Genomic DNA, 20,579 nt, shown 5'->3' with positions numbered 1-20,579 from the left:
GTTGCCGCCCGGTCGCCATGAGCGTCCGGGCACACCTTTTTATGGCCGCAGGTGCGACGATCCGATCCCAGATTTCCGCCTTTAGATCTGCCCGCAAGTCTGCGGGCGCGCATCTCGCGGCAACTTTGCGCACCATGTGGCAAACTCCGCCCCCGCACGCTCTTGCACTGCGAGCCGGGCCTTGGCCTCCAGCCCAGCCATGGACACCTCGCGCAGCGCGAGTGCGCCCGACTCCTCAAATGCCGCCGCAAGCGTGAACCATAGCGCAGCTACGTCCATGCGCGGAGGATTTCGCAACTGCGCCTCGACCCGGCCAATCGCGGCAAACTGTCCCGGCACACCAGCTTCGGCCTGCGTGCTCAGATCCGTTATCAACCGATCCGCCAGCTTGGTTCTGGCCGAGTCCGTCAGGCGCTCCAGCATGAGATCACTCAGAGCAATTGCACGAGCTTCACCTGCTAGACGTGCGCGCCACGCCCAATAGGCCGCAGCTTGGTCATCCTGCGGTGTGCCTTGGCCTTTGGCCTGGAGCACAGCAAGATTGACCTGTGCTACGCGATTTCCATTCTGGGCAAGGTCCACAAAAATTGCCGCCGCTGCCGCAAATTGCCCTGAGCGGGCCAACGTGACCGCCTGATCGAATCCAGACCCTGGCTCGGCCTGCGCCATGACCCCCGCCACTGCAAACGCTGACGCAAACACCAAGCGACGCATCTATTTGCCCGCCATCATTACCAGCTGCAGATACATCACCCGCCTCCGGTCGCCCCCTGGGCGTTGTTCATAAACCACCAGTCGATGCCGCTGCGTCTGGGTCATTTCGACCTCGATGCTCACAGTGTCAGGCAGGTGGATATCATGATTGGCCAAAAGGCCCTTTGGGTCGGCGAGAAGCGCCGTGCTGAACGCGCGGTCAATCCAGCTGCGCGCCAAAGCGCGACCAAGGATTTCGGGCAAATGTCGCTCGACGAGTGTGATGTCGCACAGGTTGGTGCTGCGGCGCACAAGCGGAAACTCGTCCGAAGTCCGGGCGGGCGTCACCTGTCCTGCCTCCTTGCGGAGCGTCCTGAACCTCGACAAAGCGCCTGCCAACCTGCCCGTTCCCTTAGATTCCATCTTGCCGATCCTGCGCTTGTCCGCGAACCGATGAACCGGCCCCTTTCGTCGATAACGGCGAAAAACCCGATCAATTTAGGGCGCTTGGCCCGATCCTTGCTTATCAAGGAACATGACCCAACTTTCGCCTCGCACTCGGCTTCTCGCCTTTGTCTTGCCTGCAAGTCTCGGGCCAGTTGTGCTTGGGCTGGCCAGTGTCTGGGTCATGCACCAGACGCCACGCCTTCCGGCCTTTCAACATGAGACCGCCAAGGCCGAGGAGGTCACGCCAAAACCGGACAAACGCGTGTATCTGCCCCTCAACATGCCTGTCACGCTTTCTCTTCCCAACGGGGGCGGGACGCTCACAATGAATTTGGGTATCGCGTTGCGCGAGAAGGGCAGTCTCGCCCTCATGGCCCGTCTCAGCGATCGCCAGCAAGAGGCTCAGGCCGGGTTGGCTGCTGCTGTGCTGCGCACTGCCGAGACGCTCGAACCGGACGCTGGATTGGACGACCTCCGTGTCGCCCTGCCGGAGAGCCTCTTGGAGGCTATGAATGCCCGACTGATCACAATGGGAGAAGAGCCCGCCATTCTCGAAGTTCTCATCCTCGCCTGGGCGCATGCTCCCTGATTGGCAGACTTCTTGCAACCCCGCTTCAGACACAAGCCACTGCAAAGGACCAACCATGATCGCCATGCGCCAGACATTCATTCCCGCCCCCGGCACCGATCCGCACAAGGTCGGGGTCGAGCTTGTCCTTTGTGACGAAAACGGTCGACCGCGTCGTCAGCACGTCTGGGGCTTATTGCGCCTGCTGCGCCGTCGCAGTTGAACCGGAACGCAAAGGCAACCGATGCTCAATCAGACGGCGGCGCGCTTCTGGTGCGCCAGCCGCACATGATGGCGCACGCGTCCCACAAAGACCACGGCGGCAAGTCCACAAATTGCCCAGCCAATTACCAGCGGCGATGGCATCAGCCGTGCGACGCCCATGGCCCAGCTTGGTTGAAGGTAAAGCCCCGCGATCAACGCTCCAGCGAGTGTCAGGAACCAGCGCACCCGGTAGCAAGTGGCGCAGGGGCTACCTTGTCCGATGTTCATCGCCCCGGCCCCACTTTTCGATCACAATTCAAATAGACTAGGTTGGCGCGCCCTTGCCCCGCCTTGCGTGCCGCTTGCGCGGACATGAGATCCACCGCGCGGCGCACAACCTCCAGCGCTTCGGCCAGTAAGGCGATCCGCTCCTGTGCCCCGTCCTCTGCCAGTGCAGCGCCTCCTACAAGCGCAATCACGGCACAGCGCAGGGCATGATCCGCTCGCGAAACGGCCGCCAGATCTCCTGTCTCGACCGCTGAGGTCAATCCCATCGTCAACTGGCGGATTTGATCACCCATGACGCTGTAGGTCATATGCTGCACCACATTCGTCATAGTGCCTGCGACCTGACCTGAGAACCAATCTGCTCCCACGCGCCAAGAATGTCACCCATCGCGGCGGCAGCCTCGGTCAAACGGGCGTCTGTCTCGCCGCGCATGGCCTTGAGCACATGGAAGCGTGCGAATTCATAAAGTTGAAACAGATCGCCCGCCAGATCGCCACCGGCCTCGAAATCGAGACTGGATTGAAGGATGTAAATGGCCGTCAGCACGCGGTTGACGTGATCGGACGGCAGGGCCCGGTCCTCTTGCTGCGTCCGCGCCAGAACGACGAGCGAGCGGTTGAGTTCCCGGAGGGTCACGAAAATAATGTCGTAGGGGTCTGTGACGGCCTCTTGCACGAGGGTCTCGGCCTGACGGTAACGGGAACGGGCGAAGGCGAAACTCATCGAAACTTCCTTTGACATGATTGCCGGGTCTATACATGAAAACGGCAGATCGCGTCCGGGTGTTAGCTCCGGTGGTCATCCCACCGGAGGTTTCGTTTCAAGCCGCTACAGAAGAGCTCGCAAAGGCCCCCGAGGCCAGTGCGCTGACGGCCACGACCATGCCAACTTCTCCACCCGATAGAATGGCGATGCCGCTCATGTCGCGCATGCCCGACAGCACGCCTTGCAACGGGCGCAGCATCACGAGCTGCTGTCCCAGCAGTTCATCCACAGGGATGGCGATACGTGTCTGATTGCTGCTCACAACGACGTAAAGTCGCGCACCCTCGGCCACCTCTGAAGTCTCCGAGACCAGCGGATGCACCGGCACCAAAGCACCTTCGTCGATGTTGAGCATGCGGGTATGGCCAGAAGCGGAAACCGGCAACAGGCGGTCAGTCTGAAGAATGCGATGGATGGCATCAACCGGCAGGACATAGCGCACCTGCCCCACCCTGACGACCATGCCATCCAGAACAATCATATGCTGCGGCACCCGTAGATGGAACCGCACCCCGGCCCCGGCCGGCAGGCTGACACGGCGCAACGCGCCCTTCTTTCGGGCCATCTCATCGCCAAGTTCGGCATAGGCCGCAGCCACCGCTGGTTCAGGACTGTTATCGGTCAACTCAACCCGTACGTGATCGCTCTCGGCAGTAACCGAGATATGGAACCGCGTCGCCGGATGCTCTCCGGCCAGCCGCAGATTGACCAGTGTCTTGAGCGGTCCGCGCAGATCTTCGATCAACATCTGATCAAGCATCGCGTCGCCACCCACATAGGTGACACTGGCGTCGACGCCGATCTTGCGCGCGCGCGTGGCCAAATAGGCCTTGAGTGGGCGCAACAGCACTTCGGCAGGGCGCGACCGTTGCGCTACGCTCTCTTGTTGCAAATGCGACAATTCCGCCGACAACTGCGCGCCGGATTCGCTGATCTCCTGAAGCCGCAGATTATGCTGTTCCAGCCTGTCCCGCAGAACCGAGCGCACCCGTTGTTCCAGATCATCAATGCCCGCTGCGCGCAACGCCTCCATCACATCCTGAACCAGATCGATTGACGCCAGATCCGTCAACTCATGTTCCAACTGCGCATGGCTCGCTGAAATCGCTCCCACCGCTTCGAGCAGGGCGAGGCTATCTTTGGTATCGTTGAGCGGGATCAGATCCATCGTGTCAGGTTCTGCCGCCTCTACCGCAGGAGCTGCGCTTATCCGCAGCGCCCGCGCCATGGCAAGGCGCGACCCCGATGGGTCCAACATCGCCAAACGCTCGATCATGCGGTCTTCTTCCAATGACGAGGCGACGAGGAAATCAAACAGCGTTGCCTTGTCCAGAAAGACCGTGACATTGGTGATCATCCGCACAAGACCTGTGGTGATCCATTCCAGAAAGCCCTGCGCGAGGGCGTCATCATCATTCAGATCGGCGCGCAGCACGTAGAAATGTAGGCCCTCCTTGATGGCCTCATGTGCGGTCTTTACGCTTTCGGGTGACATCACCCGGTGGAATTCTGGCGGAAGACCCAACCGCGTCTCGATGGTCTTGGCGGTCATTACACCGCTGGCCACGAAGCACGCATTGGTGGCCTCCTCGAACATCTTTGCAATCCGCGAGGTATCCGGCGTGTCGCCCTGATCCAAGGCGTCGAACACCAGTTCCATCGTATCGACAAAGCCGCGTCCCATCTGGAGCAGGATCACATCAGGCGTCTTGGCGTCGACGCGGACGCGCGCGAATAGGTCTATCAACGCCATCGTCAGTTCGGACGCTGTGTTGATCCGGTAATTCAAACAGGCAAAATGCACCTGGCGCATCAAGGTCTCAAAGGCAGGAAACCACTCGACCCCCGGCGCGGTCGCCCGCGCATCAAGCCCAAGGCGCAAACTTTGAAGCGTCTCAAAGATGTGATCCGCCGCCCAAGCGCCCAAGAGCTGACTCGGCGCCATGAGATCATCGTCGAAAATCGTCGCAGGCAAACTGCGCTCAACGCTCACTAATTCCTCGTATAGCGATAATTCGGCGACCCGGTATTCAAGGCCGGTGGACTGCTCTGAAAGACGTTGGGCGCTGTCCACCAACCGAACAAACCCCCTCGGCGCAGCCAAATCGGCGATCCGTTCTGCCAGATCCCGACGCTCTGTCGCGCTAGAGGGTGCCGCACCATTCATCTGCATGCCCTGATCGGCAATCAGAGGGTAGAGCGCGGCCATCGCCGTAAAGAATACCTTGCCGTCGGCGACCGGATCACTCGGACCAGTGCTGGGTGTAACAGACGTTCCCTCGGTCTCGAAATCCTGATGATAGCGTGTGCGCAGCGCCCCTATCAGCTCTGTCGTATCCGCGCGCGTGACTGAACCAGACGCACCAAAGGAGTCCAGCTGATCGAGCCATGCTCCAAGATTCATCTGTCGCGCGGCATAGCCGAGATCATCCGCCTGCTTGCGCGCGGCAGCAGGGCTGCGTTCCTCGACCCAGTCGGCGCAGAGCGAAGCCAGCGAGTCGAGGGTTCTGGCCGCCATCTCTGCGAAAATCTGATGATAGGCCGGATCAGGGCGCAGAACCTTACCTTCCGTGACCTCAGCCACGGCTTGGGCCTGCGGCTTGGATGCAAGAGAAGTGATGGCCTTTGACTCTGGTTCTGCGTGCCCTTTCGCCGGATTGTTAATCGGTTCCGCTTCCGGTTCGGCAATCCGTTCTCCCGGCTCTTGGATCGCGTCCGCGTCTGGCGCGACCGCCTCACCGGTCAACAACCGGCGCAAGGCCTCGCTCAGGTCACGCGTGAGCGCCGGGCTGATCGCGCCGGTGGCAAGGAAAGGCTCCAACACAGCCAACCAATCGCCTAGGCGCAATTGCCCTGCAGCGTAACAGAGATTATCCGCCTGCTTCTTCGCTATGGCGGGGCTTGCGCCCTCCGACCACGCCGCGACAAGGGCGTCCAGTGCGGCTAACGTCTTGACCGCCATATCCTTGAAGATCTGGTGATGCACCGGATCGGGGCTCAACAATTTTCCATCGGTGACCTCAGCCACGGTTTTCGCCTGCGGCGCCGGGGCAGTTTCTGGCAAGGGCTCAGGCTCGGACGTTACAGCCTCTTCCGGCTCGGGCTCAGGTTCTGGCTCTGGCTCGGCTTCTTGCTCAGCCTCAGTCTCGGCCTCAGTCTCAGTTTCGGCCTCAGTCTCGAAGACATCATCCAGATCATCATCCTCGAACGCGTCGAAATCTGCGCCATCGCCACCGTCAAGTTGATCCAGCAACCCGGCCAACCCCATATTCAGTGCCGGCATCTTGGGTTTCGGTGCCGGTTCAGGCTCTGGCGCGCAGACGGTCTCAGGCTCAGATGCCTCAAACTCTGCCTCGTCTGCCGGCCCAATCGCCTGCGGTGCGGGCGCTACATCCTCAACAGCGCCCCCGGTCAACTGCCCGATCAAAGATCGCAAATCCTGCTTCAATCCCGCCGTTGGCGCCGGGTCCACATCCGCGCGGGTATCGGCGGTTTCCTCCAGCATCCCGCGCAGCGCATCACCGGTCCGCATCAGGATATCCGTGATCGCACCACTCAGTGCCACGCCCTCGTCGCGCACCAATCCGATGAGATCTTCGGCCAGATGCGCCAACCCTTCGACCTGTGCCAATCCCAGCACGCGTGAGTTACCTTTGAAGGTATGGACCGCCCGGAATAGCGCGCCGATATGCGCGCCCATGTCACCTGCGCCACCCTCAAGGGAATCCAGCGCTGCTTCCATCGCGTCCAGGGACTGTGCGCCGTCATCGGCATACAGCATCCAGATTTCGTCCATCTCATCCATCATGGTGTGACCCGCCCCGTGGGTTGCATTTCGGCCCTCAGGCCCCGACCAGTGCCCGCATCACGCGCGTCAACTCGTCTCCTGTCTTTTCCTCAAGGTCGTGCGACACCGTGCCGGACGGTTTGGATACCACGCCGTCCGCGCCGAGTTCTCGCGCTTTGGCCGCCAGCGGCGAACCTTGCACCGTCACCGAGGACAGCATGCAGATCTTGGCGCGCGTCTTGAGTTTGGCGTGGCGCAGGAACTCCAACCCGTCCATCACTGGCATCTCGATGTCGAGCAGGATCAGATCGAGGTCCGGCAGGTCCGGCAGCTTGTCCAGCGCCTCTTGCCCATTGGCAGCTTGCGCCACCAGCTTGAATTCCTTGCGAGACTTGAGAAAGCTGGAGATGTAGAGCCGCATCATCGCGGCATCGTCCACCACCATTACATTGTAAACCATTGTTCTGTCTCCGAATTTAGGTGTCAGGTCGCGGGCAGCACGAGACCACCCGCCGCCAGGTCAAAAGCCGTGAAAGCCGCGCGCATCAAGATCGAGCGACCCGGACCCATTCCCATTGCGCATCGCTTTGCCGTTGGGCTTGCCGTTGAGCATGGCTTGAATCTGCGCCATCATCTCGGGCGTCAGACCGCTCAGGCCCGTAATCGGCATCGCCGTCGCGGCCCGCCGCAACTTGAACCGACCGATCTCGTCCTTCATTTGCTCGGTGGCCGCGCTCATCTCTGCGGCACCGGCGGCCAGTTCATCCGCCTGCTGGCTGGTATCAAGCGCGGATTTGGCGATTTCGGACATTGCCAGCGAAATCTGCGCCACGCCACGCGACTGCTCTGCGCCCGAGCGGTCGATTTCCTCGACGATATCCTTGACCTGCGTGATCTGCTGCGAAATGCCGGTGAAGGCTTCAGATGTCTCATCGGCGATCCGCACACCGGCGTTGACACGGTTCGATGCATCTTCGATCAAATCCGACGTCTCTCGTGCTGCCTTGGCAGAGCGTCCCGCCAGATTGCGCACCTCTTGCGCCACCACCGCAAAGCCGCGCCCATGCTGACCGGCCCGCGCCGCCTCGACCGCCGCATTGAGCGCTAATAGGTTGGTCTGGAAAGCGATTTCGTCGATCACCTTGATGATCTTGGCAATGTCCTGCGACGAGGTTTTGATGCCATGCATAGCCGTGACCATGTCCTTGATCTTGGCTGCGCCACGATCGGCAAGTCCCACGGCGCTGGTCACGAATTGCGACGCTTTCTGCGTGGCATCGGCATTCGCGCGCACCTGCTGGTCGGTCTGGTTGACAGAGGCCGAGACCTCTTCGACCGAGGCCGAGGCAACCTGAGAATTGGTCGAGAGAGTCTGGCTCGAATGCGCGACCTGATTGACCGTGGTTGCCACCTGATCCACCTGCTCTGCAATCACCGCAAAGGCGCTGTTGAGACTGCCAAAAGCCTGCTCGAAGGACTCGATGACGCTCCGGTATTCGCCCTTGAACTTCGAAAGATCCGCCTGCACGTCGAGATTGCCCGACACGATCGAGTCGGAGAGCGTCCGAATCTCGTTCACGACACCCCGGAAATTGCCGCGCACCTTCTCGATGGTGCGGTTGACGAACGCCTTTTTGCCCGGCAGTTGATCGAATGGTGCGTCGAAATTGCCCTCGCCGAACTCCTCGATCACGGCGAGCGCGGCTTTTTTGGTGTTGATATGAGCCAGCACCATTTCATTCACCATATGCGCAGCGTTCCGGACTTCTTCGAGCTCAAATCCTTCGTTCTCGATGAAAACGTCGATCTCACCCCTTTCATGCTCACTCGCCATGTGCTGCATCTGTGCCAACAGAAGACCAAATTGCTGCTGGGATTGCTTGTTCTTCTGGTCGGCGATGTCTCGGTCCGTCACATCGCGCCATTCCACTAGAACCAATTGATTATGTTCATTTTTATCAACCACTGGCGTCGCCGTGAATTGCAGAGAAACCTTGCCGATCCGAAAGGACCCAAGATGTGGGCGGCTCATGTTGTCCATGATCTGGCGCTGATAGTGGGGGTTCTTGTGGAAGATATCGACGTTCTTCCCAACAACTTCCCGGGCTCGAAAATGCGGAAGATCGAGGCGAATGTCTTCTTCCAACCTATAGAACATCGCAAACGCGGCTTCATTGCAGTACAGGATATTGTAATCCGCATCTGCCACCATGATCGGATTGCCAAGCGACCCAAGCAGGTTGAGCGAAGTCATGCTCTCCAAGAACTCAGCCCCCTTGAGTCTTGGGCTTACGTCGGCGGTCTTTGCAGGCGTTGCATCTGCTTGTGCAGTTTGAATGTTCATCGGTTCATTCCTTTGGGTTTCACCGGCAGCTTCTTCCGGAGAGGGTTGGGGGGCTGATCTCTCTCTTGGCGGGATGGCCGTCGGAAGAGGCGAGCAAATGGGATCCTGCGCTTTGCAGGTCGTTTCGGATTTATACACTGCCATGGTTCAGGCCTCCGCCATCGCAGGCGGCATCAGGGCATCATCCTCGACCAACAGTTTGACATCGAGCAGGATTGCCACCCGCTCTTGCAATCGGCCCAGTCCCATCACCAAACTGCGGCCCTCTGCCCCCGAAAAACTATGCGCGCGGTCGATGTGGCTAGCGGGAATATCCAGTACCTCGTTGACACCATCTACGATCAGCCCAACAGGCGCGTCGCTCACCTGCAACACGATCACGACGGTGCGATCGTCATAGGCCTTTTCTGGCATGCCAAAGCGCAACCGCACATCCATCAGAGGGATCACCTTGCCGCGCAGGTTGATGACGCCCTTGATGTAACGCGGCACGTCCGGCACGCTCATGATGCGTTGCAATCCGACAATCTCAGTCACGACACCAATCGACACGCCATAAAGCTCGGTTCCGACCGGAAAGGTCAGGTACATGGTGTCGATGGAATCCGACGGCTCTGCATGAACCTCGGTCTGCGGGGCGTGCGCATCGGCAAACGCTGTCTTTGACATGGTCAGACTCCTCTCTGAGTGAATCGGGGCGCAGGGGCGGCAGTTGTTCGAACCTGTGCAGATGTCGTGCCAACCGAGGCCAGCAGTTGTGCCGCCATAAGGTCGAGCGGAATCTGTTCCATCGCGCCGCCCTTTTCCCAAGCGCGCGCAGGCATGCCATAGACCAGAGAGCTGGCCTCATCCTGAACAAAGGTCTGCGCCCCTGCCAGTCGCGCGGCCAGCAATCCATTGGCCCCGTCGCTGCCCATTCCGGTCAGCACCGCCGCCGTCAGGCGCGGCGCGGCCACGCGTGCAGCAGACGTCAAAAGTACATCGACCGACGGGATCGAAAAGCAGACCGGATCACCCGCCTCTAGGTCAACCACCAGACCGCCCTGCGCCATTCGCCGAAGCACCATGTGCTGCTTGCCACCCGGCGCGATGAGCGCCAGTCCGGGGCTCAGGCGATCCCCCATCCGCGCCTCGCGCACCTCAATGGCACAGGTCGTGTTGAGCCGTCGGGCAAAGGCCTCGGTGAACCCCTCGGGCATGTGCTGCACGATGACAACGGGCGGGCAATCAGCCGGGAGCGCATGCAGCACCGCGCCCAAGGCCTGCACCCCGCCGGTCGAGGCCCCGAGCGCGATCACCCAATCGCGCGAAGCCGCCGGGGCGAGCGGCACCGCACCGGACTCTGCCGCTGCCCGGTGCGCCTTGGGTAAATTGACCCGCGCCACCGCACGCACGCGCTCGGAAATGGCGCTCAGCGCCAGATGGTCCGCAGTCCCCGGAGCCAGCCCACGCGGCTTGGGCATCACATCGACCGCCCCCGCCTCCAGCGCCTCGATGGTTCGCTTGGCCCCGCGCTGCGTCTGCGAGGAAACCACAATCGTTGGAATCCGCAGTCGCGCGACGGTCTGGCGCAAAAACTCCAACCCTCCCTGCCCCGGCATCTCGAGATCAAGGGTGATGACATCAGGACGACGCCCCAACACAAAGGCACGCGCCTCTTCGGCGCTTCCGGCCTCACCTATTACCTCAATCGCCGGATCGGCACTCAGCGTCCGCGTCAGGAACCGGCGAAACACAAGCGAGTCGTCAACAACAAGGACGCGAATGGGTGCGGCAGCCATGGTCATCACGACCTCCTTCGATAGAGACCGGTCGCGACGGGCTCCCAGAGAGTGCCAAGCTGACGGACAGATTCCGTCACCGACGTCACGAGCCAGCCACCCGGCTCGACGACATCATAAAGCGCATTCACAGTGGCGGCCTGATCGGCTCGGTCGAAATAGTACAGCACGTTGCGGCAGAACACCGCCTGAAAGGGGCGGGTGAACGGATAAGGCGTGGCCTTGAGGTTCATCCGGCGAAACGTACAAACCTTGCGGAGCTCCGGTGCCACCCGGTATTGATCAATGCCGGTGGGCTGAAACCAGCGCTGCACCACCTGCGGATCCGTTTGCGAAAACTGGCGTCGCGGGAAAATCCCCAATTCCGCCCGCTCGACCACCGGATCACTGATGTCCGTGCCCAGAATATGCGTCCGGTTGAGGGCAGATGGGCCCAGCCGAGACGCCAGCATGATCGCGAGCGTATAGGCTTCCTCGCCGGTCGAACTTGCCGCCGACCAGAACCGGAACTCCGGCCGGGTCTGAAGCTCGGGCAGAGCCAGGTCCATGAACTGATCCAGAACCTCGATCTCACGAAAGAAATATGTGTGATTGATTGACGCCGCGTGCAGCACCGCAAGCTGCACCTCCTGTGCGCCCGCCTTGTTCAACTCTTGTGCCAGACGGTTGAGATCAGGCAGATTGAAACGGCGCAGCACCCGGTCCATGCGCTGACGCAAGAGATCGGTTTTGGATGGCGCAAAGGTGATCCCACAGCGCTGGCTCAGCCATTCACGCAGCTGATCGAATCCAGCCTGATCCGCATAGGCCACCATCACCGTTCGCCTCCGATGGCCAGACGTTCACAATCGAGCACCATCGCCACCTCACCCGAAGACAAGAGCGCAAAACCCCAGCTCGCGCGCACCCGCGTCAAGGCCCCCTCAAGCGGCTTCATCACCACTTGCTGACGGTCGAGAATTTCATCAACCGGCACGGCAATCGGCCCGGTACTGGCCTCGAACACGATGAAAACCATCTCCGAGAGCGGTGGCAACTCGGTACGCATGCCCTCAAAGAATTTCTCCAACCGGCACACTGGAATGAACCGATCCCGCAGCCGCAACATCTCGCGGCCACCTTCGGCGGCAAGTGCCAAATGGTCGCCCGCATTGGGTTTGGCAATCTCGGCAATGTCGTCAATCGGTACGCAATAGAGCTGCGTGCCAAGCCGCAAGATCACACTGTCCAGAAAGGCCAGCGATACCGGGATATGCAGCGACACCGTTGTGCCTTTGCCCTCTTCACTCAGTACGCCGATCCGACCACGCAAATCCTTCATCGTTGTGTTGAGAACATCCATGCCCACACCCCGGCCCGACAGTGTCGTCACCGCCTCTGCCGTTGAAAAGCCGGGCTCGAAAATCGCCTTCCAGACCACGGAATCTTCAGGTTCCTCAGTGGCACCGAAGAGACCACGCTCGCGCGCCTTGCTCAGGATCTTGCGACGATTCAGACCACGCCCGTCGTCGATTACCTGAATCCGCACCTCGCTGCCCACCTGCGCCGCCGAGAGCACGATCCGCCCGGCAGGCGACTTTCCTGCGGCCACGCGGTCTTGTGGCGATTCAAGCCCATGATCGGCAGAATTGCGCACCACATGGAGCAGAGGATCATAGAGACGATCCGCCACCAGCTTGTCGATGGCGGTATCCTCGCCACGCAACTCCAGATCAATCTGCTTGCCGGTTTCACGCTGTAGCTCACGCACCATGCGCTTCAGCCGACGAAACACCTCATCCACCGGAATTAGCCGCAACTCGCTGGCGGCATCCTGAACCTCGCCCACGATCATCGACAACCGATGCGCCGCGGCTTCGAACCCTACCAAATCGAGATTGGCCAGTTCCGGCGCATTGATCGTTTCGGATACCGACAATGACAGTTCTCCGACCAGATCCATGAGCCGTCCGATCTTGTCCGAGGACACGCGCAGCAATGCCCCGCCGGACGACGGTTCTGCCACCTGTTCTGCCCGCGCAGTCATCTCTGGTCACCCCAATGAGGGCGCAGCAGTAATGGGGACGCATTCGCCATGGGGTTTGGGTCTCTCTCAACCTGTCAGCATGTTCGCCGGTTACATTTGCACAGAGCAATGCAACCAACGTGCCAGACGAATTATCGACGTCAGGCCGCATCCTCGGCGTTGCCGTCGAAATTGAAGATGCAAACCCCTTCGAACCCGGTGGAGCGGAAGAGAAAGGTCTTCTTCATCGTTTGAATGAACCCCCCGTGCTTCTTCTCGAAATTCTTGAGATCCGCGATCGTCGGAAAGAACAGGTTGACAGAGATGTCCCCTTCCTTGCCGATCATGACGGTCAAGCCCGAGATGCGACATTCCGGAATCGCATTCCCCAGAATCTCCGTGATGAAAGGGGCCGCGATTTGTGCTGCATCGAGGCTAGGAAATTTGAGATGATACGTTTTCGATAACATTTGTGCCTACCAGTTGAGCTCTTCTGAACAAGCAAACGGACCCAAGCCCCAAAATGTGAGCGCGGTCGCAATATATCTCACGAGTATCTTTGGAGCGGACGCGCTCGCTTTTGACGCGAACCGGTTTCGAAAGTATCAGATCATCCAAAGGACAGCATCCGCGCACCATAGGGGTGACGATGCACCGACACCCGACAGCCACATGGCACGCGTTTCGTCGGTATTGCGACGATTCAACGACGCAAGGCGTATCCTTTCTCCGCAAAACAGCGCAGCACGCCCAATAGAGGCCCCAAATGGGCCAAAACCCCGGATGGCACGATCTCTGCTTACTGATTTCATATAGCAATCAAGGAGGTTTCCCATGGCCGACATCTGCATCACCGCCCCGAATTTCCCTCAGGCACAGGCCCTTAAAACCCTGCTTGACGGACGTCGCCTGAATGTCCGCATCGGCTATCAACCCACTTGCCATACGCTGGTTCAAGGCGCCCCCGTGACCGACCAGCGCACGCTGGTCGAACTGGCCCGCAAACTGGGGGCAAAACGGATCGTCGTGATCGAAGGTCAGGCTCCTGACTTTGCTCTGCGCGAAGACATGGGCGGACGCCTGCTGACTGAGTCCCTGCCAGATAGCGGCCTGCCGGCGTTGCGCGATGCCGCCCTGATGGCGTTGGCCGATGTGCTCGCCGCTCCGTTTGGCGCGATGGTTGCCGCCGACCCGCAATCCGGCGCACTCATCGACATGGCACGCCGCGTCGCCCGTTTTGATGTCAGTGTCTTTATCAATGGTCCCACAGGCAGCGGCAAGGAAGTGCTCTCTCGCCTGATTCATCAGGCCTCGCCGCGCGCCGATAAACCCTTTGTCGCCATCAACTGCGCCGCCATTCCAGAAAACATGCTCGAAGCCATTCTCTTTGGCCATGAGAAGGGCGCCTTTACCGGTGCCAACACAGCCAACAAGGGCTATCTGCGCGCGGCCGATGGCGGGACGCTCTTGCTCGACGAAATCTCTGAAATGCCGATGGCGCTTCAAGCCAAATTGCTACGTGTGCTGCAGGAAAAGGTCGTGACCCCGCTCGGCAGCCAGACCGAAACGCCGGTCGACGTGCGCATCCTCGCCACCTCCAACCGCGACATGGACATCGAGATCGCCAAGGGCAATTTCCGCGAAGACCTCTATTACCGGCTCAACGTAGTCCCGCTCGAAACCCTGCCGCTCGCCGCCCGCGCTCAGGATGTGCCGGTTCTGGCCCAAGCGATGCTACGCCGTCACACCCCAGTGGGCCAACCAACGCCGCTTTTGGCCCCGCAGGCCTGCGACATTCTCGCCAACCATTCCTGGCCCGGCAATGTGCGCGAGTTGGAGAACGTCATGCAGCGCGCGCTGGTGCTGGCCGATGGCATGGTGATTGCACCGGAGCACATCATGCTTGTTGCCCGTCCCGTCGCCCTTCCCACCTCACTTGCCGCCTGATCCTGATTTGACATGAGCCTGACCGGCATCTCCTCTTCCGTCAGCATGATGCACGCCTCGCAGGCGGCGCAACGCCCCGACCCCATCGTGCGTCCCAGCCCCACGGCCGAGGCGCAGGGGCCGAACTTTGCCGAACGGTTGGGACAGGCGGTCGAGAGCGTGAACACCCAACAGGGCAAGGCCTCTCAGGCTGCACGCGACTTCGAGACCGGGCGCACCGAAGATCTGGCCGCCGTCATGGTCGAACAACAGGTCGCCTCACTCGGGTTTCAGATGACGATGCAAGTCCGCAACAAGGCCCTGACTGCCTATCGCGACATTATGAATATGCCGGTCTGATCCTCAGACCAGAACCGCAGAAAGACTGACAATGGACGGAACGCAAACCAACCTCCCGGCACAGGCTGGCACCAGCTCGTTGGTACAACGGGCGCGGCTCGCGCTGTCTGGCATGGATGGATTTATCGCACAACCCGCCCTGCGCCGCGCACTCCCTGCCATTGGTGTGCTCTTTGTCGTGACCCTCGGATTGGCCGCTTGGCTGTTACTGGCCCCTGCTGATCGCGTGACACTTCACGCAGGTCTGCCCGAGGCCGAGAAATCCCGCGCTCTTGATGCTCTGACCACCGCAGGTATCGACGCACATCTCGATCCCTCCTCAGGCGCGTTGTCGGTAGCCGCCGACCAGTTTCACAGGGCGCGCATGCTGCTGGCGACCGAAGGTTTGCCAGAAGGGGCGACCGACGGCATGACCGCGATTGACGGAATGCCGATGGGCACCTCCCGCCAGATCGAATCCGCCCGTCTGAGGCGGATGCACGAACTCGACCTTGCACGCTCAATTCAAGAGTTGCGCCCGGTGCGCGCCGCTCGCGTGCATCTGGCCCTACCCGAACGCAGCGCCTTTGTCCGCGACAGCCAGCCGCCCCGCGCCTCAGTCTTTCTTGAACTTGCCCCCGGCATGTCGCTCGATCAGGCGCAGGTGCGCGCCATCGTCAGCCTCGTAGCCGCCGCCGTGCCTGACATGCCGCGCGGCAATGTTTCCGTTGTGGATCAATCCGGCGCGCTGCTCACCAGCCCAGAAGAAGACCCGGTGCAGGCCGAGGCCGATCGCCAGATGCAGCATCAGCGCCGATTGGAAACCGTTTACCGGGACCGAGTCTTGGCGCTTTTGACCCCAATCGTGGGCGTTGGCAACGCCGCCGTCGAAGTGACTGTCGATATGGACTTTACCCGCTCCGAGATCACCAGCGAAGAATATCTGCCCGAGACGGCCCTGCGCAGCGAGCAAAGCAGCACCCAGCAGACCAACGGCGCCAAGGTCGGCGGCATTCCCGGCGCTGTTGCCAATACGCCCCCGAACGAGGCGCAACTGGCCGAGGCCGCAACCCAGGCTCCCCAAGAGGGCGTGACCAACAGCAACACGTCCACCACCCGCAATTACGAGGTCAGCCGCCGCGTCGAAACCCGCCAGCCGCAGACCGCCCACCTCAACCGCGTGCATGCCGCCGTGCTGCTGCACCGCCTGCCCACACCCACCCCCGCCGAGGGCGATGCGCAGACGGCCACCCCCGACGCCGTGCCGCTTGAAGAAATCGAGGCGCTGACACGCTCTGCCATCGGCTTTGACGAAACCCGTGGCGATATCGTCACCGTGGCCAGCGCGCCCTTTGTGGTGGCCCCGTCAATGATCCCCACCGATCACTGGTATGACGCAAGCTGGTTGCCCACTCTGGGTCGCACGTTGGCACAACTCGCCCTCTTCGGGATCATCGTTCTGGGTGTGGTCCGTCCGCTTCTGAACCGCCTACTGCCACCTGTCGGAGCCACCACCGCAACCGGCATGACCTATGGCGACGCTATCGAAGTGCCGCGTGGTGAGAGCCTCTCCGCCCTGCGCCAGCGCCTTGAAACCGCCGCGCCCAATGCCGACGACCTCAACGGCGCGATCACCTATGAGGAAAAGATCGACCTCTTGCGCCAGATGGCCGGGTCAGAGACAAACCGCATCGCAGGCGTCTTCAAGTCCATGATCGCCCCAATCGGTGAGGAGCGGCCATGACGCTCGCGCTGCCCGCCCCTTCCGCCAACAGACCCGGCGCGGACCTGACCCCGGTGCAAAAGGCCGCCATCCTGATGATGGTCTTTGGCGAGGATACCGCCGCCCAGATATTGCGCGCGCTTTCCCCCTCTGAAGTGCAGGTGCTGGGCGAGGCCATGTTCACCGTGCAAGGTGTCGATCACGACACCGTCGATGCCGTGCTCAACGAATTTCTGGGCCTTGTCAGCAATCAGACTGGCCTTGGCATTGGCGCGGGCAACTATGTCCGTCAAGTGCTCGATCAGGCGCTTGGCGCGCATAAGGCGCAATCGGTGCTGTCGCGCATCGTGCCGTCCAACAGCGAGCGCCCGATCGAGATTCTCGACTGGATGGACCCCTCTGCCGTGGCCGAATTGATCCAAGACGAACACCCGCAGATCATGGCACTGGTCATCGCCTCGCTCGATTACGCCCAGGGTGCCGAGGTGCTCAAACTTCTGCCGCCCGAGGCGCAGCCCGAGATCATCCGCCGCATCGCTACGCTGAATACCGTGCAACCCGAGGCGCTGCGCGACCTCGAAGAGGTCATGCGCGCCAAATTCAAGGCCAACACCACCCTGCGCGCCTCGCAGATTGGCGGGGTCAAGGCCGCCGCCAGGATCATGAACTTTACCCGTCAGGACATGGAAGAGCGGATCATGAAAGACATCCGCAAGGACGACAAGAACCTGTCCGAGGACATTCAGGACAATCTCTTTGTGTTTGACTACCTGATCAAATCCGACGAACGCGCCCTGCAAACCGTGCTCCGCGAAATTGAGAGCGAAATGCTGGTACTGGCCCTCAAAGGGGCCAATCCCACCCTGCGCGACAAGCTTTTGAGCTGCATCTCGCAACGTGCAGCCGCCAATATCATGGACGAGATGGAGGCCATGGGCCCGGTCCGCCTGAGCCAGGTTCAAGAGGCCCAGAAGCAGGTCATCACCGTCGCCCGCCGCCTCTCGGATGAGGGCAAGATCACGCTGGCCGGACGCGGCGGCGAAAAGATGGTCTGAGAGGATGAGCGCCATGTCCGCCTCTGGTCAAGCCTCTGACGTCGCCCCCAGCGCCGACGCGCTGACGCCCGAGGATCTCTTGGCGCTGGTGCGCCGCTCTTCGCAACAGTTCCAGCGCCGTGACGCCACCGGTCCTGCCGAAAAGACTGACAGCGGCTTTGCCGCGCATCCGATTGTGCGCCCGTTCCGCGCACCCGTCTCGGAGCCAACCGCAGAAACACCGGAACCGAAGGCTGAAAGCGCAACGCCCGCCGCCACCTTTACGCTCGCGCCACCGCCTGCCACTCTCGACATCGAAGCAGAGCGCCGCGTCGCATGGGCGGAAGGGCACGCGGCCGCAATGCAAGAGATTGAGGCCGCGCGCGCCAAAGCCCGCACCGAGGCATTCGACGAGGCCCGCACAACTGCCGCCCATGAGGTAGCCGAAGCGCGCGACATCTTCGCTGCGACACTCATCCGACTGACCAGCGCCGAGCATGAACGCCTGTCAGACCTGACCGCCAAGTTGGAACAGGCCGTGCGCCAGTTGGCCACCCAGCGCGCGGGGCAAAAGATTGACGAGGCCCCGCGTCCCTTCCTGCGCCGGATCGAAAAGATCACCCATCACATCGCTGCCGGGGCGGAAAACACGGTAGTTCTTATGAATCCCGCTGATCTCATGGCGATCAAGCCGCATCTCAAGGATTTCAGCCCATTGGCCAAGGGGCGGCTTTCTCCCGACATCACCCTCGGACGCGGCGATCTGCGCATCCGCATGGACGATATCACCTTTTCAGACGTGATCGCCGAACGCGATGGAGGTCTGGCATGACCGATTTGCTATCCCGCCTTTCACAGGCGACCAAGAGCATGGCCCAAACACCGCCACCCGGCTATTCAGGTCAGGTGCTGCGCTATGATGGTCTCATCCTCGAATGCGCGGGCTTTCCCGCAAGCCCGGGCACCCGCTGTCGGATCGACACCGAAGATGGCAAGGGTGCCACGGGCGAAATCGTAGGTTTTGCCAATGGCCGCAACCTGCTCTTTCTCGACCAGCCCGGTGCGCGCATCACCCATGGCTGCACCGTGCATAAACTTCCCGGTGGGCATAGCGCCGCAATGGGTGACGCCGTTCTGGGCCGCGTGCTTGACGCCGAAGGCGCGCCGCTCGACGGGTTCAGCCCGCCCGATTGCCCCGACACCCGCCCGCTCTCGGGGCGCGAACAAAACCCCCTCGCGCGTCAGCCTGTGGATGCCCCGCTCGACGTGGGCGTGCGCGTGATCAATGCCGCTCTCACCGTGGGGCGCGGTCAGCGCGTGGGCATCATAGCAGGCTCCGGCGTCGGTAAATCCGTGCTGATCGAGATGATGACGCGCTATACTTCTGCCGATGTGATCGTCGTCGGACTGATCGGCGAGCGTGCCCGCGAAGTGGGCGATTTCGTCTCCAAGGTGATGACCGGCGAAAACCGTGCCAAGACTTGCGTCGTGGCTGTGCCCGCCGACCGCTCGCCGCTTCTGCGCCTGCGCGCGGCACACCGCGCCACCGCCATCGCTGAATATTTCCGCGATCAGGGCAAACAGGTCATGCTGATCATGGACAGCCTCACCCGCGTGGCCCATGCCCGCCGCGAAATCGGTCTGGCGCTTGGCGAACAACCCACCGCCAAGGGCTATACCCCCTCGGTCATCTCGATGATCCCCGGTCTGATCGAGCGCGCCGGTCCCGGCCTGCCCGGTCAGGGCAGCATCACCGCGTTCTACACCATTCTGGCCGATGGCGATGACACCACCAACGATCCCGTTGTGGACACCGCCCGCGCCATTCTCGACGGGCATTTCGTGCTCTCGCGCAATCAGGCGCAGATGGGCATCTACCCCGCCATCGACCTCACCCAATCGGTGAGCCGCGTGATGAAGGACATCGCCGAGAAACCCCACCACGTGGCGGCACTTCGCCTGCGCCGCCTTATTGCACTATATATGGAGAACCGCGACATGATGCTCATGGGTGCCTATTCCCCCGGTCAGGACGCCACGCTTGACGAGGCCGTTGCCCTCTGGCCCCGGATCGAAAACTTCATCCGACAGGACATCCACGAACCCGCCAGCCTTGAAGACAGTATCGCCGCCCTCTGCGCGTTGACAGGCGGTGCCGCATGAGCGCGCGCCAGCACCGCATCCTCACCTTGATGGCCCGTCAGGAAAACCGTGAACTCGGGCATCTTTCGATGCAGCTTGGCCATCTGCGCAGCCGAGAAATGCAGCAATTCGACATGGCCGACCGTCTGGGCCAGATGCTTGATCAGAGTGCGCAGGCTCCGTCCCAGCCGATGACCCCCGGCCAACTCAGCACCGCCCATTTCATGGGCCGCACCCTCGTGCAACAGCTCGAGGCGACGCGCAGCCAGATGGCCCGCACCCGTGAACAGCGTGCGGCGCTGGAACAGGACCTCTCGCAACACCAACGCCGCCAGCAGATTTTGCAAGAACGGGCTGACCTCAGCCGCCGTGCCCAGCTACAGGCCCGCGCCGACGCACAAGACAACGCGGCCCTGCCCCGCCGCACCCGGTAGACGACCAAAGAAAGCAAGATCAGAATAGGCCAGAGGTCGTCCGGCCGGCCAAAACCGTCTCGCAGGACGATGCGGGGCGGCCAGAGTCAGCAAGAGAC

General features: G+C 61.4%; 22 protein-coding genes. 9 read left to right on the top strand and 13 right to left on the bottom strand.

Annotated elements, in window-relative coordinates:
- Window positions 1–81: 81 nt before the first annotated feature.
- Together ACSSVY_RS03145 and ACSSVY_RS03140 are read right to left on the bottom strand one after the other, a co-directional pair.
- Window positions 82–714, bottom strand: a complete 633-nt coding sequence (locus ACSSVY_RS03145) for a hypothetical protein (RefSeq protein WP_454267990.1) — start codon at window positions 712–714, stop codon at window positions 82–84.
- On the bottom strand, window positions 715–1,041 hold the full coding sequence (locus tag ACSSVY_RS03140; protein ID WP_454267989.1) for a hypothetical protein: 327 nt from the start codon (window positions 1,039–1,041) through the stop codon (window positions 715–717).
- 187 nt (window positions 1,042–1,228) lie between these two features.
- On the opposite strand from ACSSVY_RS03140, the gene ACSSVY_RS03135 reads away from it, so the two are divergent.
- Complete coding sequence (locus tag ACSSVY_RS03135) at window positions 1,229–1,729, top strand: hypothetical protein (protein ID WP_454267988.1); 501 nt, start codon at window positions 1,229–1,231, stop codon at window positions 1,727–1,729.
- Window positions 1,730–1,784: 55 nt separating this feature from the next.
- On the top strand, window positions 1,785–1,931 hold the full coding sequence (locus ACSSVY_RS03130; protein WP_454267987.1) for a hypothetical protein: 147 nt from the start codon (window positions 1,785–1,787) through the stop codon (window positions 1,929–1,931).
- 29 nt (window positions 1,932–1,960) lie between these two features.
- On the opposite strand, the gene ACSSVY_RS03125 is transcribed toward ACSSVY_RS03130, so the two are convergent.
- The 11 genes from ACSSVY_RS03125 to ACSSVY_RS03075 all read right to left on the bottom strand — a co-directional run bounded on the left by ACSSVY_RS03125 (window position 1,961) and on the right by ACSSVY_RS03075 (window position 13,239).
- On the bottom strand, window positions 1,961–2,200 hold the full coding sequence (locus ACSSVY_RS03125; RefSeq protein WP_454267986.1) for a hypothetical protein: 240 nt from the start codon (window positions 2,198–2,200) through the stop codon (window positions 1,961–1,963).
- Window positions 2,197–2,508, bottom strand: a complete 312-nt coding sequence (locus ACSSVY_RS03120) for a hypothetical protein (protein WP_454267985.1) — start codon at window positions 2,506–2,508, stop codon at window positions 2,197–2,199. The genes ACSSVY_RS03125 and ACSSVY_RS03120 overlap by 4 nt, the downstream gene beginning before the upstream one ends.
- A gap of 17 nt (window positions 2,509–2,525) precedes the next feature.
- Entirely contained in the window at window positions 2,526–2,924 is a 399-nt protein-coding gene (locus ACSSVY_RS03115; RefSeq protein WP_045682424.1) for a flagellar export chaperone FliS, read from the bottom strand.
- Window positions 2,925–3,021: 97 nt separating this feature from the next.
- The gene (locus tag ACSSVY_RS03110; RefSeq protein ID WP_454267984.1) at window positions 3,022–6,774 is read right to left on the bottom strand and encodes a chemotaxis protein CheW; all 3,753 of its coding nucleotides are present in this window, start codon (window positions 6,772–6,774) and stop codon (window positions 3,022–3,024) included.
- A 34-nt stretch (window positions 6,775–6,808) separates the two neighbouring features.
- Window positions 6,809–7,213 (bottom strand): response regulator, encoded by a 405-nt coding sequence (locus tag ACSSVY_RS03105; RefSeq protein WP_454267983.1) that lies wholly within the window; start codon window positions 7,211–7,213, stop codon window positions 6,809–6,811.
- Window positions 7,214–7,273: 60 nt separating this feature from the next.
- Complete coding sequence (locus ACSSVY_RS03100; protein WP_454267982.1) at window positions 7,274–9,097, bottom strand: methyl-accepting chemotaxis protein; 1,824 nt, start codon at window positions 9,095–9,097, stop codon at window positions 7,274–7,276.
- 147 nt (window positions 9,098–9,244) lie between these two features.
- Window positions 9,245–9,766 carry a chemotaxis protein CheW gene (locus ACSSVY_RS03095; RefSeq protein ID WP_454267981.1) on the bottom strand — a complete coding sequence of 174 codons (522 nt, stop codon included), beginning with the start codon at window positions 9,764–9,766 and terminating at the stop codon, window positions 9,245–9,247.
- 2 nt (window positions 9,767–9,768) lie between these two features.
- Window positions 9,769–10,884: a chemotaxis-specific protein-glutamate methyltransferase CheB gene (cheB, locus tag ACSSVY_RS03090; RefSeq protein WP_454267980.1), complete on the bottom strand. Its 1,116-nt coding sequence runs from the start codon at window positions 10,882–10,884 to the stop codon at window positions 9,769–9,771.
- Entirely contained in the window at window positions 10,884–11,693 is an 810-nt protein-coding gene (locus ACSSVY_RS03085; protein WP_454267979.1) for a CheR family methyltransferase, read from the bottom strand. Before ACSSVY_RS03085 ends, cheB begins: the two co-directional genes overlap by 1 nt.
- Complete coding sequence (locus ACSSVY_RS03080; protein WP_454267978.1) at window positions 11,693–12,904, bottom strand: chemotaxis protein CheA; 1,212 nt, start codon at window positions 12,902–12,904, stop codon at window positions 11,693–11,695. The genes ACSSVY_RS03085 and ACSSVY_RS03080 overlap by 1 nt, the downstream gene beginning before the upstream one ends.
- Before the next feature lie 140 nt (window positions 12,905–13,044).
- Window positions 13,045–13,239: a hypothetical protein gene (locus ACSSVY_RS03075; protein ID WP_454267977.1), complete on the bottom strand. Its 195-nt coding sequence runs from the start codon at window positions 13,237–13,239 to the stop codon at window positions 13,045–13,047.
- 478 nt (window positions 13,240–13,717) lie between these two features.
- Between ACSSVY_RS03075 and ACSSVY_RS03070 the strand changes: the two genes are divergently transcribed.
- From ACSSVY_RS03070 to ACSSVY_RS03040, 7 genes are read left to right on the top strand one after another with little or no spacing between them, the layout of a single operon-like run.
- The gene (locus tag ACSSVY_RS03070; protein WP_454267976.1) at window positions 13,718–14,830 is read left to right on the top strand and encodes a sigma-54 interaction domain-containing protein; all 1,113 of its coding nucleotides are present in this window, start codon (window positions 13,718–13,720) and stop codon (window positions 14,828–14,830) included.
- A 45-nt stretch (window positions 14,831–14,875) separates the two neighbouring features.
- A complete protein-coding gene (fliE, locus tag ACSSVY_RS03065) occupies window positions 14,876–15,169 on the top strand; it encodes a flagellar hook-basal body complex protein FliE (protein WP_454267975.1) in 294 nt (97 codons plus the stop codon).
- Between the two features lie 31 nt (window positions 15,170–15,200).
- Window positions 15,201–16,892 carry a flagellar basal-body MS-ring/collar protein FliF gene (gene fliF, locus ACSSVY_RS03060; protein WP_454267974.1) on the top strand — a complete coding sequence of 564 codons (1,692 nt, stop codon included), beginning with the start codon at window positions 15,201–15,203 and terminating at the stop codon, window positions 16,890–16,892.
- Window positions 16,889–17,926, top strand: a complete 1,038-nt coding sequence (gene fliG, locus ACSSVY_RS03055; protein ID WP_454267973.1) for a flagellar motor switch protein FliG — start codon at window positions 16,889–16,891, stop codon at window positions 17,924–17,926. Before fliF ends, fliG begins: the two co-directional genes overlap by 4 nt.
- A 13-nt stretch (window positions 17,927–17,939) precedes the next feature.
- Complete coding sequence (locus ACSSVY_RS03050) at window positions 17,940–18,737, top strand: FliH/SctL family protein (protein ID WP_454267972.1); 798 nt, start codon at window positions 17,940–17,942, stop codon at window positions 18,735–18,737.
- Complete coding sequence (locus ACSSVY_RS03045; RefSeq protein WP_454267971.1) at window positions 18,734–20,068, top strand: FliI/YscN family ATPase; 1,335 nt, start codon at window positions 18,734–18,736, stop codon at window positions 20,066–20,068. The genes ACSSVY_RS03050 and ACSSVY_RS03045 overlap by 4 nt, the downstream gene beginning before the upstream one ends.
- Window positions 20,065–20,481, top strand: coding sequence for a hypothetical protein (locus ACSSVY_RS03040; protein WP_454267970.1), 417 nt, complete (start codon window positions 20,065–20,067; stop codon window positions 20,479–20,481). Before ACSSVY_RS03045 ends, ACSSVY_RS03040 begins: the two co-directional genes overlap by 4 nt.
- The last annotated feature ends 98 nt before the right edge of the window (window positions 20,482–20,579 follow it).

The sequence above is a fragment of the Roseovarius sp. MBR-51 genome (assembly GCF_053628575.1).
The sequence above is the reverse complement of the archived record's forward strand: the minus strand, read 5'-3'. Positions and strand labels throughout refer to the sequence as shown.